At 69.4% G+C, this 14712-nt stretch carries 15 protein-coding genes; 8 read left to right on the top strand and 7 right to left on the bottom strand.

The genetic code is table 11. From position 1 onward, the window contains the following. Positions 1-20 precede the first annotated feature (20 nt). A complete protein-coding gene (locus NM1_RS36335) occupies positions 21-815 on the top strand; it encodes a metal-dependent transcriptional regulator (RefSeq protein ID WP_084520378.1) in 795 nt (264 codons plus the stop codon). A gap of 4 nt (positions 816-819) precedes the next feature. Here NM1_RS36335 and NM1_RS36330 read toward each other — a convergent pair whose 3' ends face one another. Then, complete coding sequence (locus tag NM1_RS36330) at positions 820-1302, bottom strand: MarR family winged helix-turn-helix transcriptional regulator (protein ID WP_068031055.1); 483 nt, start codon at positions 1300-1302, stop codon at positions 820-822. A gap of 141 nt (positions 1303-1443) precedes the next feature. Between NM1_RS36330 and NM1_RS36325 the strand changes: the two genes are divergently transcribed. Further along, positions 1444-3033, top strand: coding sequence for an MFS transporter (locus NM1_RS36325; RefSeq protein ID WP_246011750.1), 1590 nt, complete (start codon positions 1444-1446; stop codon positions 3031-3033). Between the two features lie 116 nt (positions 3034-3149). Here NM1_RS36325 and NM1_RS36320 read toward each other — a convergent pair whose 3' ends face one another. From NM1_RS36320 to NM1_RS36310, 3 genes are all read right to left on the bottom strand, one after another. After that, the gene (locus tag NM1_RS36320) at positions 3150-3659 is read right to left on the bottom strand and encodes a hypothetical protein (RefSeq protein WP_068031049.1); all 510 of its coding nucleotides are present in this window, start codon (positions 3657-3659) and stop codon (positions 3150-3152) included. A gap of 89 nt (positions 3660-3748) precedes the next feature. Further along, entirely contained in the window at positions 3749-4810 is a 1062-nt protein-coding gene (locus NM1_RS36315) for a tartrate dehydrogenase (RefSeq protein WP_068031046.1), read from the bottom strand. An 89-nt stretch (positions 4811-4899) separates the two neighbouring features. Beyond that, complete coding sequence (locus NM1_RS36310) at positions 4900-6519, bottom strand: NAD-dependent succinate-semialdehyde dehydrogenase (RefSeq protein ID WP_255286263.1); 1620 nt, start codon at positions 6517-6519, stop codon at positions 4900-4902. Between the two features lie 78 nt (positions 6520-6597). On the opposite strand from NM1_RS36310, the gene NM1_RS36305 reads away from it, so the two are divergent. The 3 genes from NM1_RS36305 (at position 6598) to NM1_RS36295 (ending at position 8970) form a co-directional block, all read left to right on the top strand. Next, on the top strand, positions 6598-7839 hold the full coding sequence (locus NM1_RS36305; protein ID WP_068031043.1) for an aspartate aminotransferase family protein: 1242 nt from the start codon (positions 6598-6600) through the stop codon (positions 7837-7839). Between the two features lie 10 nt (positions 7840-7849). Further along, positions 7850-8350: a DUF3830 family protein gene (locus tag NM1_RS36300; RefSeq protein ID WP_068031041.1), complete on the top strand. Its 501-nt coding sequence runs from the start codon at positions 7850-7852 to the stop codon at positions 8348-8350. 230 nt (positions 8351-8580) lie between these two features. Further along, the gene (locus NM1_RS36295) at positions 8581-8970 is read left to right on the top strand and encodes a hypothetical protein (protein WP_068031039.1); all 390 of its coding nucleotides are present in this window, start codon (positions 8581-8583) and stop codon (positions 8968-8970) included. A 16-nt stretch (positions 8971-8986) separates the two neighbouring features. Here NM1_RS36295 and NM1_RS36290 read toward each other — a convergent pair whose 3' ends face one another. Continuing rightward, on the bottom strand, positions 8987-10387 hold the full coding sequence (locus NM1_RS36290) for an amidase (protein WP_084520376.1): 1401 nt from the start codon (positions 10385-10387) through the stop codon (positions 8987-8989). Between the two features lie 14 nt (positions 10388-10401). After that, positions 10402-11367, bottom strand: coding sequence for a D-2-hydroxyacid dehydrogenase (locus NM1_RS36285; protein ID WP_373864092.1), 966 nt, complete (start codon positions 11365-11367; stop codon positions 10402-10404). 89 nt (positions 11368-11456) lie between these two features. Between NM1_RS36285 and NM1_RS36280 the strand changes: the two genes are divergently transcribed. Genes NM1_RS36280 through NM1_RS36270 form a run of 3 tightly spaced genes read left to right on the top strand, consistent with a single transcriptional unit; the run spans position 11457 to position 13597 of the window. Next, a complete protein-coding gene (locus NM1_RS36280) occupies positions 11457-12197 on the top strand; it encodes a maleate cis-trans isomerase family protein (RefSeq protein WP_068031117.1) in 741 nt (246 codons plus the stop codon). Between the two features lie 10 nt (positions 12198-12207). Beyond that, entirely contained in the window at positions 12208-12951 is a 744-nt protein-coding gene (locus NM1_RS36275) for a maleate cis-trans isomerase family protein (protein ID WP_068031031.1), read from the top strand. After that, a complete protein-coding gene (locus NM1_RS36270; protein ID WP_068031028.1) occupies positions 12938-13597 on the top strand; it encodes a GntR family transcriptional regulator in 660 nt (219 codons plus the stop codon). Before NM1_RS36275 ends, NM1_RS36270 begins: the two co-directional genes overlap by 14 nt. Positions 13598-13664: 67 nt before the next feature. Here NM1_RS36270 and NM1_RS36265 read toward each other — a convergent pair whose 3' ends face one another. Next, positions 13665-14492, bottom strand: a complete 828-nt coding sequence (locus tag NM1_RS36265) for a hypothetical protein (RefSeq protein ID WP_068031026.1) — start codon at positions 14490-14492, stop codon at positions 13665-13667. Between the last annotated feature and the right edge of the window lie 220 nt (positions 14493-14712).

The raw sequence follows: 14712 nt of genomic DNA, 5'->3' as shown, positions 1-14712 counted from the left end.
TGTGGGAAAGCGGGCAAGGTATGCATAAGCTCGGAAACGTGCCCGGAAAACGAGACATCGCCACCCGCCGCGAGCTGGTCGATCCCTCCGCGACACAGGAATCCGACGGCGAGAACGGCAGCGAGGCGGCCGACACCAGCAGCGAGGACACGCTGGCCCCGGTGCTCTCCTCCGTCGCCCAGGACTATCTGAAGGTCATCTGGACCGCCCAGGAGTGGTCCCAGGAGAAGGTGTCGACGAAGCTGCTCGCCGAGCGCATCGGCGTCTCGGCGTCCACGGTGTCCGAGGCGGTGCGCAAGCTCGCCGACCAGGGGCTGGTCGAGCACGCCCGCTACGGTTCGATCACCCTCACCGACCTGGGCCGCCGCGCCGCCGTCGCGATGGTGCGCAGGCATCGCCTGATCGAGACGTTCCTGGTCAACGAGCTCGGCTACGGCTGGGACGAGGTGCACGACGAGGCCGAGGTGCTCGAGCACGCGGTCTCGGAGACCCTGATGGCGCGCATCGACGCCAAGCTCGGCCACCCGGACCGCGATCCGCACGGCGACCCAATCCCCTCGGCCGACGGGGCCGTCCCCACCCCGCCCGCCCGTCAGCTCAGTCACTTCCAGGCCGGTGAATCCGGTCGCGTGGCAAGGATTTCCGACTTCGACCCGGCCATGCTGCGCTACTTCGACTCGGTCGGCATCGCCCTGGACACCCCGATCTCGGTGGTGGAGCGCCGCGATTTCGCGGGCACCATCGCCATCCGGATCGGCGACCGCACCATCGATCTGGGCAGCCCGGCCGCGGATGCCATCTGGCTCATTCACTGAGCCGTCAGTCCGTACCGGGCTCCGCGAGGTGGTCGTCGACCGTCTCACGCAGTCGCGCGACGAAGGTTTCGAACTGCTCGAGCAACTCGGGCGGGTATTCCGCGAGCACCGCGTCCTGCCGCCGGTTGATCGGGCCGAAGAACTCCTCGCCCACCCGACCCACCTTCGCGGCGGCCCGCAGCGTGACGATCCGCCGATCGCTGTGTTCCCTTGTCCGCGACACCAATCCGGCCCGCTCGAGGCGGTTGAGCGAGGCGGTCATCGCGCCCGACGAGAGCGCGATGCGGCGGCCCAGCAGCGCGGGTGACAGCGGGGTGCCGCGACTCTCGGCCGAGGCGATCTCCAGCAGCGCGAAGGCGTCGGTGGGGTGCACGCCCAGCACCTCCGCGAAGCGGCGGCCCAGTTCGGTGAAGCTCGCGCCGTAGGCCCGCAGCTCCTCGACCAGGCGCTCCCGCCGCGCCGCAACCTCGTGCCCGCGCTCGGTCATAGCGCGCCCCTCCGCATCGCCGCCTCCTTCGTCACTGTCTCCACCACTTCGTTCCGGCCCGATCCGGATTGACAACTTACCCCGATCCAATTTACCTTCACCATGAAGTTACTTTACAATGGAGGTACATTGCATTCCGAGGTGGATACACCTGCGCGGTGGCGGTGGTTCGGGCTCGTCGCCGTATCGCTCGGCGTGGCGCTGATCGTCGTGGACATCACGATCGTGAACGTGATCATCGCGCCGATCATCGGCGATCTGTCGATCACATCCGTTGAGGCGCAATGGATTCAGGAATCCTATGCGATCGTCTTCGCCGCCCTGCTGCTGCTCACCGGGCGGCTCACCGATCTCTACGGGGCGCGGCGGCTGTTCGTCCTCGGCCTGATCGTCTTCGGCGCGACCAGCCTGCTCGCGGCGGCCGCCCCGAACGGCGGCGTGCTGATCGCGGCGCGCTTTCTGCAGGGCATCGGCGGCGCCATGCTGCTGCCGACCTCGCTGGCCCTGGTGAACGCCACGTTCACCGGTAAGGCGCGGGGGCAGGCGTTCGCCGTGTGGGGGTCGACCATCGGTGCGGCGGCGGCCGTGGGCCCGCTGCTGGGCGGCTGGCTCGCCGACTTCTCCTGGCGGTGGGCGTTCAGCATCAATATCCCGCTGGTCGCGGTGATCATGGCGGGCGTACTGGCGTTTCTGCCCGCCACATCGCGCACGCCGGGCCGGATCGACGGGGTCGGCACCGTGCTGTCGGCGATCGGACTCGGGCTGCTGTCGTTCGCCCTCATCGAGGGACGCCACTACGGCTGGCTGCTCACCACCGGACCGCTCGAGCTGGGCGGATTCTCTTGGGGCACTGGCCCTTCGCCCGTACTCGCCGCATTCGTAGTTTCCCTGGCCGCACTGCTGTTGTTCTGGCGGCGGCAGGCGACACTGGCGCGCACCGGCGGCGAACCGCTGATGGATGTCCGGCTCTTCGCGCTCCCGTCGTTCCGCAACGGCAATGCGGTGACCCTGATCGTCGGCATCGGGGAGTTCGGCATCATCGCGGTGCTGCCGCTGTGGCTGCAATTCGCATTGGGCTACAGCGCTTTTCAGTCCGGCCTGGCACTCGTGGCGCTGGCGGTCGGCAGTTTCTGCGCGAGCGGTGCGAGCTTCCCGCTGGCGGCATCGGTGTCGGCGATGGGGCAGGTGCGGATCGGCCTGGTATTGGAGGCGGCCGGTCTCGCGCTGCTCGGCGTGATCGCGGCGACCGACAGCGCCTGGTGGGCCATCGCGATCGCACTGTTCGTCTACGGCGTCGGCGTGGGGTTCGCGACCGCGCAGGTCACCAACGTCGTACTCGCCGACGTGCCGGTATCGGCGGCCGGGCAGGCCGCCGGAATCCAGAGCGCCATGCGGGAATTGGGCTCTGCCCTGGGCATCGCGATGCTGACGACACTGTTCTTCAGCACTCTCGGCACGGGCGTGCGCGACCGCCTCGCCGACGCCGGAACGCCCGGCCCGGACGCGGACCGCCTCGGCGACGCCGTCACCGAGACCGCCGGATCGGTCATCCCGGCCCTGGCCTCCGCACCCGAAACCGCCTCGGCCGCAACGGCCGCCCGCGAGGCCATGGCCGCCGGGCTGGAGTTCTGCAGCTACGCCTGCGCCGCCCTCCTCGCCGTAGCCCTGGCCGCCACCATCCTCATCCCCCGTCCCGCCCCCACCTCGCCCATCGAGGAACCCGTTCGCTGACCCCACACCGGTCGGCAAGGCCCAAATTCCCGCACCCCCTGTTCATCCCCGCACCCCCTGCGATGCCCGCAGCGAGTGCGTGAGCTTGCACGGGGTGCGGGAACCAGGGCGCGGGGTCAGTCGAACAGGCTTCCCTCGATCGTGTGGATGTCGACGCCGTGATGTGCCGCCCTGGCGACCCACGCGGTTTTCGAGTCGCCCGGGTGCATGAGATCGGCCGCGTGCTCGTCGTGCATCGAGACGGTGCAGTAGTGGAATTGATAGGTGCCGTCCGCATTCGACCACAGCAGCATCACGCGGATCTGTGCCTCGTCGATCGTGTCCCCGAGCGCGACGCGGACGGCCGTGAGCAGATCGGCTACGTCGAGCACCGCCGCGTCCAGCACGGTTCCGTTCGACGTGGACGCCGATCTCCCACGCGATACGGCGCTGTCGTGCAGCATCAGCCACCCACCGGCCAGTCTGGTCTTCGCCGCGAAGTCGTGCGCCAGGCTCCGGACCAGCACCGCCAGATCCGTCTCCATCGGTGACGGCGCCTCGCCCGACAGCAAGCTCTCCGCGTCCGCCCGAACTCGCCGCATCATCGCGGCGACGTCGTCGGGCATCCAGTCCTCTGCACCCTGCATTCCGAGTCCACCTTGCTCGCAGTGTTCTTCAGCGTCACACCCATACTTGGCCATTCCCGGGCGCGGGAAGGGCAACGGCGGCGCAATTCTCAGTTGCCCGCGAGTTCGGTGGCGCGTTTGGCGATGGCGGTGCCGAGTTCGGTGGTGGTGCCGGTGCCGTCGAGATCCGGAGTGCGGACGTCGCCTTCCGCGAGGATCTCGCAGACGGCGCGGTCGACGGCGGCGGCCGCGTCGCGTTCGCCCAGTTGCTCCAGCATCATTGCGGCGGCGAGGATTTGGGCCACGGGGTTGGCGATGCCCTGTCCCGCGATATCGGGGGCGCTGCCGTGGACGGCCTCGAACATCGAGGGGGCGTCGCCCGCCGGGTTGATATTTCCCGACGGCGCTAGGCCCAGTCCGCCGGTGACCGCGGCGGCGAGGTCGGAGAGGATGTCGCCGAACAGGTTCGAGCCGACGATCACATCCAGCCGTTCCGGATGCAGCACGATCTCGGCCGCCAGCGCGTCCACGTGCATCTGGCGCGTCTCCACGTCCGGATACTCGGTGGCGACACTCTCGAAGATGCTGTCCCAGTAGGGCATCGAGTGGATCAGCCCGTTGGACTTGGTGGCCGAGCACAGGCGGCGGTGGCGCTCGCGGGCCCGCTCGAACGCGTACCGGATGATGCGCTCGCAGCCGACGCGGGTGAACACCGATTCCTGGAGCACGAATTCCTCGGGCCGCCCCGGGTTGTGGGTGCCGCCGAGTTCGGAGTACTCACCCTCGGAGTTCTCCCGCACGATCAGGATGTCCAGATCGTCGGCGGTGCGGCCGCGCAGCGCGGATTCGGTGCCCGGCAGCAGCCGCACCGGACGCAGATTCACGTACTGTCCGAAGGCCCGCCGCAGCGGAATCAGCAAGCCCCACAGCGAGATATGGTCGGGCACACCCGGAAAGCCCACGGCGCCCAGCAGAATCGCATCGAATCCGGCGAGCTGCCGCACTCCGTCCGGCGGCATCATGGCGCCGGTGCGCAGGTATTGCTCACAGGACCAGTCGAATTCGGTCCATTCGACCCCCGGCAGCACGGCATCCACCACCTTGACCGCCTCCGCGGTCACGTCGACCCCGATGCCGTCACCCGGAATGGTCGCTATGCGGTAGGTGCTCACCTGTACTCCTCGTACCCCGACTGTTGTTGCTGTTGCCACCCGCGCGAAACAGCCGGAGCGATAGCCGCCCCGGCCGCCCGCTGCCGATCTCACATCTGCACGCCGATGTACTTGGACTCGAGGAACTCATCGATGCCGGTGAGCCCGCCTTCACGGCCGAGTCCGGACTCCTTCACACCGCCGAACGGTGCGGCAGGATTCGACACCACGCCCTGATTCAGGCCGACCATGCCGCTGTCGAGCGCCTCACACACCCGCAGTCCGCGGCGCAGTCCCTCGGTGTAGACGTAGCCGACGAGACCGTACGGGGTGTCGTTGGCGCGCGTGACCACCTCGTCCTCGGTGTCGAAGGGGGTGAGGCTCGCGACGGGGCCGAAGATCTCGGTGTGGCACATCTGCGCATCGTCGGGGACGTCGACGAGAACCGTTGCGGGGTAGAAGTTCCCGGGTCCGTCGAGCGCCTCGCCGCCCAGCAGCACGCGCGCGCCGCGGGCTCGGGCGTCGGCCACCAGCTCGGTCACCTTCGCCACGGCGGCGTCGTCGATCAGCGGCCCGACGACCACGCCGGGTTCGGTGCCGCGGCCGATCGGCAGCTCCGCCATCCGCCCGGCCAGCCGCTCCGCGAAGTCGTCGATGACGTTGCGCTGCACGAAGATCCGGTTCGCGGCGGTGCACGCCTGTCCGATGTTGCGCATCTTCGCCGCCAGCGCGCCCTCGACCGCGGCGTCGAGATCGGCGTCGTCGAACACGATGAACGGCGCGTTGCCACCCAGCTCCATCGAGGCGCGCATGACCGTCTGCGCGCACTGCTCGAGCAGCTTCTTGCCGACGGCGGTGGATCCGGTGAACGACAGCTTGCGCGAGCGTTCGTCGAGAATCATCGGCGTCATCACCGCGCCCGGGTCGGAGGTGGTGACCACGTTCACCACACCGGCGGGCACCCCGGCCGCGCCCAGGATGTCGGCGATCGCCAGCGTGCACAGCGGAGTCTGTTCGGCGGGCTTGACCACGCAGGTGCAGCCCGCGGCGAGCGCCGGGCCGATCTTGCGGGTGGCCATGGCCATCGGGAAGTTCCACGGCGTGATCAGCAGGCTCGGGCCCACGGGCTGCCGGGCCACCAGGAACCGCGATCCGCCCGCCGGGGCCGTCATGTAACCGCCGTCGAGCCGCACCGCCTCCTCGGCGAACCAGCGGAAAAACTCTGCGGCATAGGCCACTTCGCCCCGCGCCTCTGCGAGCGGCTTGCCCATCTCGAGGGTGGCGATCAGCGCCAGCCGGTCGGCCTCCTCCAGCAGCATCCGGTGCGCGCGCATCAGAATGTCGCTGCGCTCGCGGGGCGAGGTGCGGGCCCAGTCGGCCTGCGCGGCCGCCGCGGCATCCAGCGCGGCGAGGCCGTCCTCCGGCCCGGCGTCGGCGACCGTGCGCAGCACCTGCCCCGTGGCCGGATCGGTGACCGGCATGGTCGCGGCCGTCTCGCGCCACTGCCCGCCGATGTAAAGGCCGGTGGGCACGCTGTCGATGGCGGCCCGCTCGGCCGGGTTCAGGTCCGTCTCGGCCCGATTCAGGCCCGCGTCGATCTGCGTCACCGCCTGCTCCTCACCTTGGTCGCCGCCGGCTCCGGCGGTCGGTTCGTGATCGGCCCCGCCTCGATGCCGGGGCGCCGCGAGCGCGGCGCCCATTGCTGTGGGCCCGCCCGCCATGTTATTCATATTGTCGACAATCCGACAATAGACAATCCGCGCGGGACCCGATCGCGGCACCCTCCACGCTCCGGAAGGCGGATCACGATGACGGCACTCTCCCCCGTCCTCAAGCAGGCCACCCCGATCACCGTCGACCACGGCGAGGGCTGTTACCTCTACGCCACCGACGGTCGGCGCTACCTCGACTTCACCGCCGGTATCGGTGTCACCAGCACCGGGCACTGCCACCCGCGCGTGGTCGAGGCCGCGCAGCAGCAGATCGCCAGCGTCATCCACGCGCAGTACACGACCGTCATGCACAAGCCGCTGCTGGCGCTGACCGAGCGCCTGGGCGATGTGCTGCCGGACGGGCTGGATTCGCTGTTCTTCTCCAATTCCGGCAGCGAGGCGATCGAGGCGGCGCTGCGGCTGGTCCGCCAGGCCACCGGCAGGCCGAATGTCGTGGTGTTCCACGGCGGTTTCCACGGCCGCACCGTCGCCGCCGCGACCATGACCACCTCGGGCACCCGGTTCTCCGCGGGCTTCAGCCCGCTGATGGCCGGTGTGCATGTCGCCCCGTTCCCGACCGCCTACCGGTACGGCTGGAGCGAGGAGCAGGCCACCGACTTCGCGCTGCGCGAGCTGGACTACCTGCTGACCACGATGTCCTCCCCCGCCGAGACCGCGGCGTTCTTCGTCGAGCCGGTGCTCGGCGAGGGCGGGTACATCCCCGGCAACACCCGGTTCTTCCAGGGCCTGCGCGAGCGCGCGGACCGGCACGGCATTCTGCTGGTGTTCGACGAGATCCAGACCGGCTTCGGACGCACCGGAAAGTTCTTCGGCCACCAGCACTTCGACGTCCGCCCGGACATCATCACCATCGCGAAGGGCCTGGCCAGCGGCTTCCCGCTGTCGGGCATCGCCGCCTCCCGCGAGCTGATGGAGAAGGCCTGGCCGGGCTCGCAGGGCGGCACCTACGGCGGCAATGCCGTGGCCTGCGCCGCGGCGCTGGCGACCATCGACGTCATCGAATCCGAAGGGCTCGTCGACAATGCCGCCGAGCGCGGGCGGCAGTTGCTCGCCGGTGCGCGCGAGCGCGCCACCAAGGCAGTCGGCGACGTGCGCGGCCTGGGCCTGCTGGTCGGCACCGAATTCACCACGCCGACAGGCGAACCCGACACCGCGACCGCGGCGGCCGCCCAGCGGCTCGCGCACGAGAAGGGCCTGCTGCTGCTCACCTGCGGCGCCTACAGCAATGTGGTGCGGATGATTCCGCCGCTGATCGTGACCGCCGACCAGGTCGACGAGGCGCTCGGCATCTGGTCCACCGTGCTGGACGAACTGTAGGGAGACGCCGATGGCCCGCTACATCACGATCACCCTCACCAAGGCCGGGGTGCGCTGCCGCGCCCGCCTGCTGGAGGCCGAGGCGCCGCTCACCTGCGCGGCGGTCTGGGACGCGCTGCCGCAGGAGGGCGATGCCTTCCACGCCAAGTACGCCCGCAACGAGGTATACACGCTGGTGCCGCGCATCGTCGCGGCACCGCACCGCGAAAACCCCACCGTCACACCGATTCCCGGTGACGTATGCCTGTTCGACTTCGAACCGTGGGAGATCGGCAACCCGGCCTACGGCTACGAGCCCGGTTCCGAGGCCCACCACGCCCAGGGCGCAACGGATCTCGCGCTGTTCTACGGCCGCAACAATCTCCTGATCAACGGGGACCAGGGCTGGGTCCCCGGCAACGTCTTCGCCACCATCGAAGACGGCCTCACCGATATCGCCGCAGCCTGCAACACGCTGTGGCTGCGCGGAGTGGAGGGCGAAACCCTCTCCTTCGCACGGGAATCCGACTGAACCCGCAGCTGCTCCCAGTGAGGCCTCACCGTCACCCCGGTGAGGCCTCACCTATTTCCGGCACGGATCCCCCAACTATTTCCGGAAGCGCATGGCGCAACTGTGACTCTGAACAAATTGGGCCGCAATAGTTTTCGAGGCACCCTCGGACGCGCTCCGGCGGCTAGAGTCGGACGGCGATGATCACTGGCTCGGCCGCCGGGTGCCGCCCGGCAGGAGGTGGAATCGCCATGCACATACGCCCTCTCGACCGTTCACGCCGCGCACACCGGCTCGCCCGTCGCTTCGTCGCACCCGCATTCGTCTCGGTCGCCGCCGCGGCAGCGCTCGCCGTCGGCACCGGCGCCGCCACCGCCGATATCACGACCGACCTCGCGGCCGGGAACGCCATCGAGATGACACCGCAGGGCACGCCGGAAGCTGCTCCGTCCGTGACGCCCGTTTACCAGGGCCTGTCCACGCAATGCACGGCCAACTACTGCAGCCAGTACGACAAGCGCGGCAGGTATGTCTGCAACCAGGCGGATCGACCGCTGGGCGGCGGTTCGGCCGCGGCCTACGACTGGCTCCCCAACACGATCTGCGACATCCAGGTCACCATCGCCAACGCATTGCCGTAGGCCGCGCTCGCCGGACTCAGCCCGCCAGAACCGTTTCCGCGAACCGGGCCAGTGCGAGGACCAGGTCGTCGGAGTGGCGCGGGCCCACGATCTGCAGGCCCACCGGCAGCCCGTCCTTCGTGGTCCCGACCGGAATGCTGATCGCGGGCTGCTGGGTCAGGTTGAACGGGTAGGTGAACGGGGTCCACTGCGGCCAACTGCGCAGCCCGCTGCCCGGGGGCACGTCGTGCCCGGCCTCGAACGGCCGGATCGGCATGGTCGGCGTGATCAGGACGTCGTAGGCGGTGTGGAAGGCGCCCATCACGATGCCGACCTCCGCCGCGACGCCGCGCGCGTCCAGATACGAGACGGCATCGAGGCTCGCGCCCCGGTCCCAGACCTCCCCCAGCCCCGGATCGACACGCTCGCGGCTGCCCTCGGGGAACTTGGACAGCATCGTCGCCGCCCCCGCCGCCCACATGTCCTCGAACGCCTCGAGCGGATCGCTGAAGCCCGGATCGGCGGTCACCACCCGCAGCCCCGCGTCGCCCAGCTGCCGCACCGCGTCCTCCACCACGGCCGCCACCTCGGGATCGACGTCGACGTAGCCGAGGGTGGCCGAGTACGCGACGGTCGCCCCGCGTACATCGCGCTGCAGCTGGCCGCGGAAGGTGGTGATGGTGGGCGCCAGCGCCGTGGGATCGCGCGGATCCTGCAGCGACAGAATGTCCATCAGCAGCGCCGCGTCCTCGACGGTGCGGGTCAGCGGCCCCGCATGCGCCAGCGGCCCGAACGGGCTGGCCGGGTACAGCGGAATCCGCCCGTGCGTCGGCTTGAATCCGACGACACCGCAGAACGACGCCGGAATGCGCACGCTGCCACCGCCGTCGGTGCCGACGGAGAGCGGTCCCATCCCGGCCGCCACCGCCACCGCGCTGCCGCCCGAGGAGCCGCCGCAGGTCTTGGACGGGTCCACCGGATTGCGCGTGATACCGGCGAGCGGGCTGTCGGTGACCGCCTTCCACGCCAGCTCCGGCGTGGTCGTCTTGCCCAGGAACACCAGTCCGTCCTCGCGCAGCCGGGCGGTGACCGGACTGTCCAGCGGCCACGGCACATCGGGCTCGATGGAGGTGGATCCGCGGCGCGTCGGCCAGCCCTCGGTGAGGAAGATGTCCTTGATCGAAATCGGCACGCCGTCCAGCAGTCCCTGCACGTGACCCGAGTGCCAGCGCGCCTCGGACTCCTTGGCCTGCATCAGCGCGCGTTCGGGATCCACCAGACAGAATGCGTTCAGCTCACCGTCGCGCTCGGCGATCGCGTCGAGCACGGCCTGCGTCGCCTCGACGGGCGACAACGCGCCGGCCGAATAGGCGGTGACCAGCTCGACCGCGGTCATCGCGGCCGGTTCGGTGGGGATATCGATATCTGGGTGGGCCATGGCTGAATTCCCTTTCAGCTGGGGACGTACCCCAGCCTCTTGTCGACCACGTTCTCCAGTGGCCGACCGTCGATCCACTTCCGGAAATTTTCGGCGAACGCGGCGACGAGATCACCGCGCCATCCGACGACATCACCGGAATTGTGGGGGGTGAGTTGGACGTTCGGCAGATCCCACAGCGCGTGCCCCGGCGGCAGCGGCTCGGGATCGACGACATCGAGCGCCGCACCCGCGATGCTGCCGTTGCGCAGCGCGGCGACGAGATCGTCTGTCACTACTAGTTCCCCACGACCGACATTGACGAAACGGGAATGCGGCTTCATGGCGGCAAATGCCCGCGCGTCGAACAGGTGGCGCGTCTGCGGTGTGAGCGGCGCCACGGCGACGACATAGTCGGCGCCCGGCAGCTCGGCGTGCAGATCGGTACCTATCGTGCCGAAGTCCGGGTCGTCGGCGCTCGGGCGCCGCCCCAGTCCGCGCACGTCCATCCCGACCGCCCGCAGCATGCGGGCGATGGCCCGGCCGATGGATCCGGTGCCCACGACGAGTACCGTGGCGCGGGCGAGCCGCTCGGACTCCCGGTGCTGCCACCGATGCTCCTGCTGCAGCCGCCACGATTCGGGCAGATCCTTGGCGAAGTTCAGGATCTGCGCGAGCACGTACTCGGCGATCGGCATGTCGAAGATGCCGCGGGTGTTGGTGACGACGACGTCGCTGTCGATCAGCTCGTCGAACATCACCGAGTCCACACCCGTGGCACCCACATGCACCCAACGCAACCGGTCCGCCGCCGGCCATGCCCCGGGGACAGCTGTACTGGTGAAGTCGTACACGAACAACACGTCGGCACCACGCAACGCATCGGGGAGCTCCTGCGAGTCGGCGTAGCGGACGGTTGCCCGCTCGGCCACCGGTCGCATGAGCCCCGCATCGGGCCTGGTGCCATCGTGAAGGACGGTGACTATTTGGCCCTCAACCACATTGACAGGCTAGAAACGCATCGTATGATTGTCAACAATCCGATCGTGTGCGGAGGATTGCCTGGCTGAACGCGAGAGGGGCCGTCGTGGTGGACCTGAATTTTCCCGATATCGACGGGCCCGTGGCACAGCGGGGCATCGGGATCATCGCGCCGTTCGACCTGGCCCTGGAGCGTGAACTGTGGCGATGGGCGCCGCTGGAGGTGAGCCTGCACCTGGCCCGCACGCCTTACGAGCCGGTGCCGGTCTCGGTGGCGATGGCGGAGCTGGTGTCGAACGCGGCACACCTCACCGCCGCCACCCGCGACGTGCTGCACGTCGACCCGGAGGTGATCGCCTACCTGTGCTCCTCCGGCAGCTTCATCAAGGGGCTGGACTACGAACAGTCACTGGTCGACGCGATCTGCGCGGCGGGCGCCCCGGACGCGGTGACCACCTCCGGCGCGCTGGTCGAGGCGATCCGCAAGCTGGAGCTGAGCCGGATCTCGGTCCTCACGCCCTACGACGAGATCCTCACCCGCAAGTTGCACGAATTTCTCGGCGAGGTCGGCTGCGAGGTCATCCGCTCCGACCACCTGGGGCTCGGCGGCGGCATCTGGAAGGTCAGCTACCGCACCATCGCCGAGCGCATCATCAACGCCGACGACCCGCAGTCCCAGGCGATCTTCGTCAGCTGCACCAACCTGCCCACCTACGACCTCGTGGAACCGCTCGAACAGGCCCTCGGCAAGCCGGTGCTCACCGCGAACCAGCTCACCATGTGGGCGTGCCTGGGCCGCATGAAACTACCCATGATGGGGCCCGGAAAGTGGCTCCAGGACGTCTTCTAGGGGAATCACCATGCAGACACCCGCCATCGGTTTCATCTACCCGGACCACGCCGCCGAGGACGACTTCCCGCGTGCGGCCGAGCTGCTCGGCGCGGACCTGCGGGTCGCCCACATCTACGGCACCGACCTGCACGCCGTCCCCGAACTGCTCGACCTCGGCAGCCCCGAGAAGCTGCGCCACGGCGCCGAACTGCTCGCCGAGCACCGGCCGAGCGCGGTGGTGTGGGCCTGCACCTCGGGCAGCTTCGTGTACGGGCCGGAAGGGGCGCGCGAGCAGGTGCGCGGGCTGGGCGAGGCGGCCGGGGTGCCCGCGTCGAGCACCAGCTTCGCCTTCGTCAATGCCGCTCGGGCACTGGGCATCTCGTCGGTGGCGGTGTGTGCCAGCTATCCCGACGACGTCTCGGGGCTGTTCGTCGATTTCCTCGGTGCCGAAGGCATCCGGGTGCTGTCGATGTCGGCAGCGGATATCGACACCGCGGCCGAGGTGGGCACGCTGACCGACGAGCAGGTGCTGAAACTGGCTGCCGCCAACGATCATCCGGACGCCGAGGCGCTGCTGATCCCCGACACCGCGATGCACACCGTATCGGTGCTGCCGGAGCTGGAGGCTACGCTCGGCAAGCCGGTGCTCACCGCGAACCAGGTCACCATCTGGGAGGGCATCCGGATCGCCGGGTATTCGCCCGGGGCCGAGCCGATTTCGGACGCGCTCGGTAAGCTGTTCTCGGAAAGGCTGATTCATGCCGGTCATTGAATTCGAGCCGGTGAATCGGCAATCCACCGCGGAGATGATTGCCGACCGGCTGCGCACGGCCATCATGCGCGGCACCCTGGAACCGGGTGCCCAGCTGGTGGAGGCCGATCTCGCAACGCAATTCGACGTGTCGCGCGGGCCGGTGCGCGAGGCGATGCAGCGGCTGGTGTCCGAGGGGCTGCTGCACAGCATCCGGCACCGCGGGATCTTCGTCATCGAGCTCACCCTCGACGACGTGCTCGACGTCTACCGGTCGCGCACCGCGCTCGAGGGCGGCGCGCTCGAGCTCATCCTCGACGGCCGTCGCGAGATCGCCTATGACGCACTGGAACCCAGCGTCTCCGCGATGCGCGCCTGCGCCGAAAACGGCGACCCGGCGGGTGTTTCCGATGCCGACCACGCCTTTCACGAGGCGCTGGTGGACAGCGCCGGGAGCCCCCGCCTCGCCCGCGCCGCGCGCACCCTGTTCATCGAGACCCGAATGTGCCTGGGCGCCTTGGAAACCACGTACCCGGACGTCTTCGTCCAGGTGCAGGAACACACCGACCTGCGCGAGGCCATCGGCTCCGGCGCCCCCGGCCGCGCCCGCAAACTCCTGGTCGACCACATGCACGACGCCGTCGAACGCCTGACCATCCGGGCATAATCCTCCGACGCCACATCGTCATTCCGGCACGCTCTCGGCCGGAATCTACAGCGACGGTGGGTTCCGCTCAGCAGGCTTGGAAGTATTTGCGCAGGACGGCGGGTGCACCATCGGATTCGGCTGTGCGCCAGCATCTGTCGTGGGGGAAGACGACGTAGGTGGTCCAGCCGCCGTCGCCGTGGCGCACGATGCGCTGACTGTCGCCCGGGACGTCCCACGCGATGACCGCCCAGTAGCCGTCGCATTCACCGACCGTCGCGGGCGCCCGGTCCAAGGGCGGCCCCACGCCCAGATCGTGCACGATCGTCTGCGGGGCGCAGACCGGGTCGGGGGCCGGATCCTGGAATCGCAACAGCCCGTACACCGTCTGCCGCGGTGACTCGACGAACAGGCTGTGCAGCCCCTCCGGCACCGGGTTCGTGCCCGCCGGCGGATCCATCCCGAAGCGGAAGCAACCGGTCGGAACCGCGAAGACGGCCTGTCCGTTGGCATCCGTCGTCGCATCCCAGCGACGCACCTCCGGCGTGCCCTCCGCGATGTCGTGCCCGGCCGGATCGCACGGCCGCACCAGCCGCAGGTCGACGGGAACATACGGCACCGCGATCCCCGACAGCGTGACCGTCCGGAGGATCACCGTGCCGGACCGATCCGGCGGCGCGGGCGGCTCCCCCGGAGGGGCGGGCCGCACAGAGATCGGCCCGCCCGTCCGGGGAGTCGGCGGCACCGCGAGCCCGCTCACCGTCACCCCGTCGTGCGCCTCCAGACTCGTCCGGGAAATCCCGGTGGCCGCCGACGACCGACCGCCCACCGACTCCGACCCGTTCGCCCCACAGGCGGCCACGACCACCATCGCGCCACCCACCAGCACCACCTGCAGCGCCCTGCACATCCGCATCGCAGTCGACCTCCGGTCGCGATCCCCATTGCCCCCATATCGCCACTCGACCGGCCCCGATTACACCCACCCGATACCGATCACAACGCAATAAGATTGCAGGACAGCCACACCCGAACCCGCCCCATCGCACCCCTGCCCCCACGCCGCACCCCGTGCACGCTCCCGCACCCTCTGCAACCGGTGCGGGAACAGGCGCGGGGTGCGTGAAGGGCGAGCT

Source organism: Nocardia mexicana NBRC 108244 (assembly GCF_001613165.1).
Taxonomy (GTDB): Bacteria; Actinomycetota; Actinomycetes; order Mycobacteriales; family Mycobacteriaceae; genus Nocardia; species Nocardia mexicana.
This window is presented reverse-complemented; position numbering and strand designations above follow the sequence as displayed.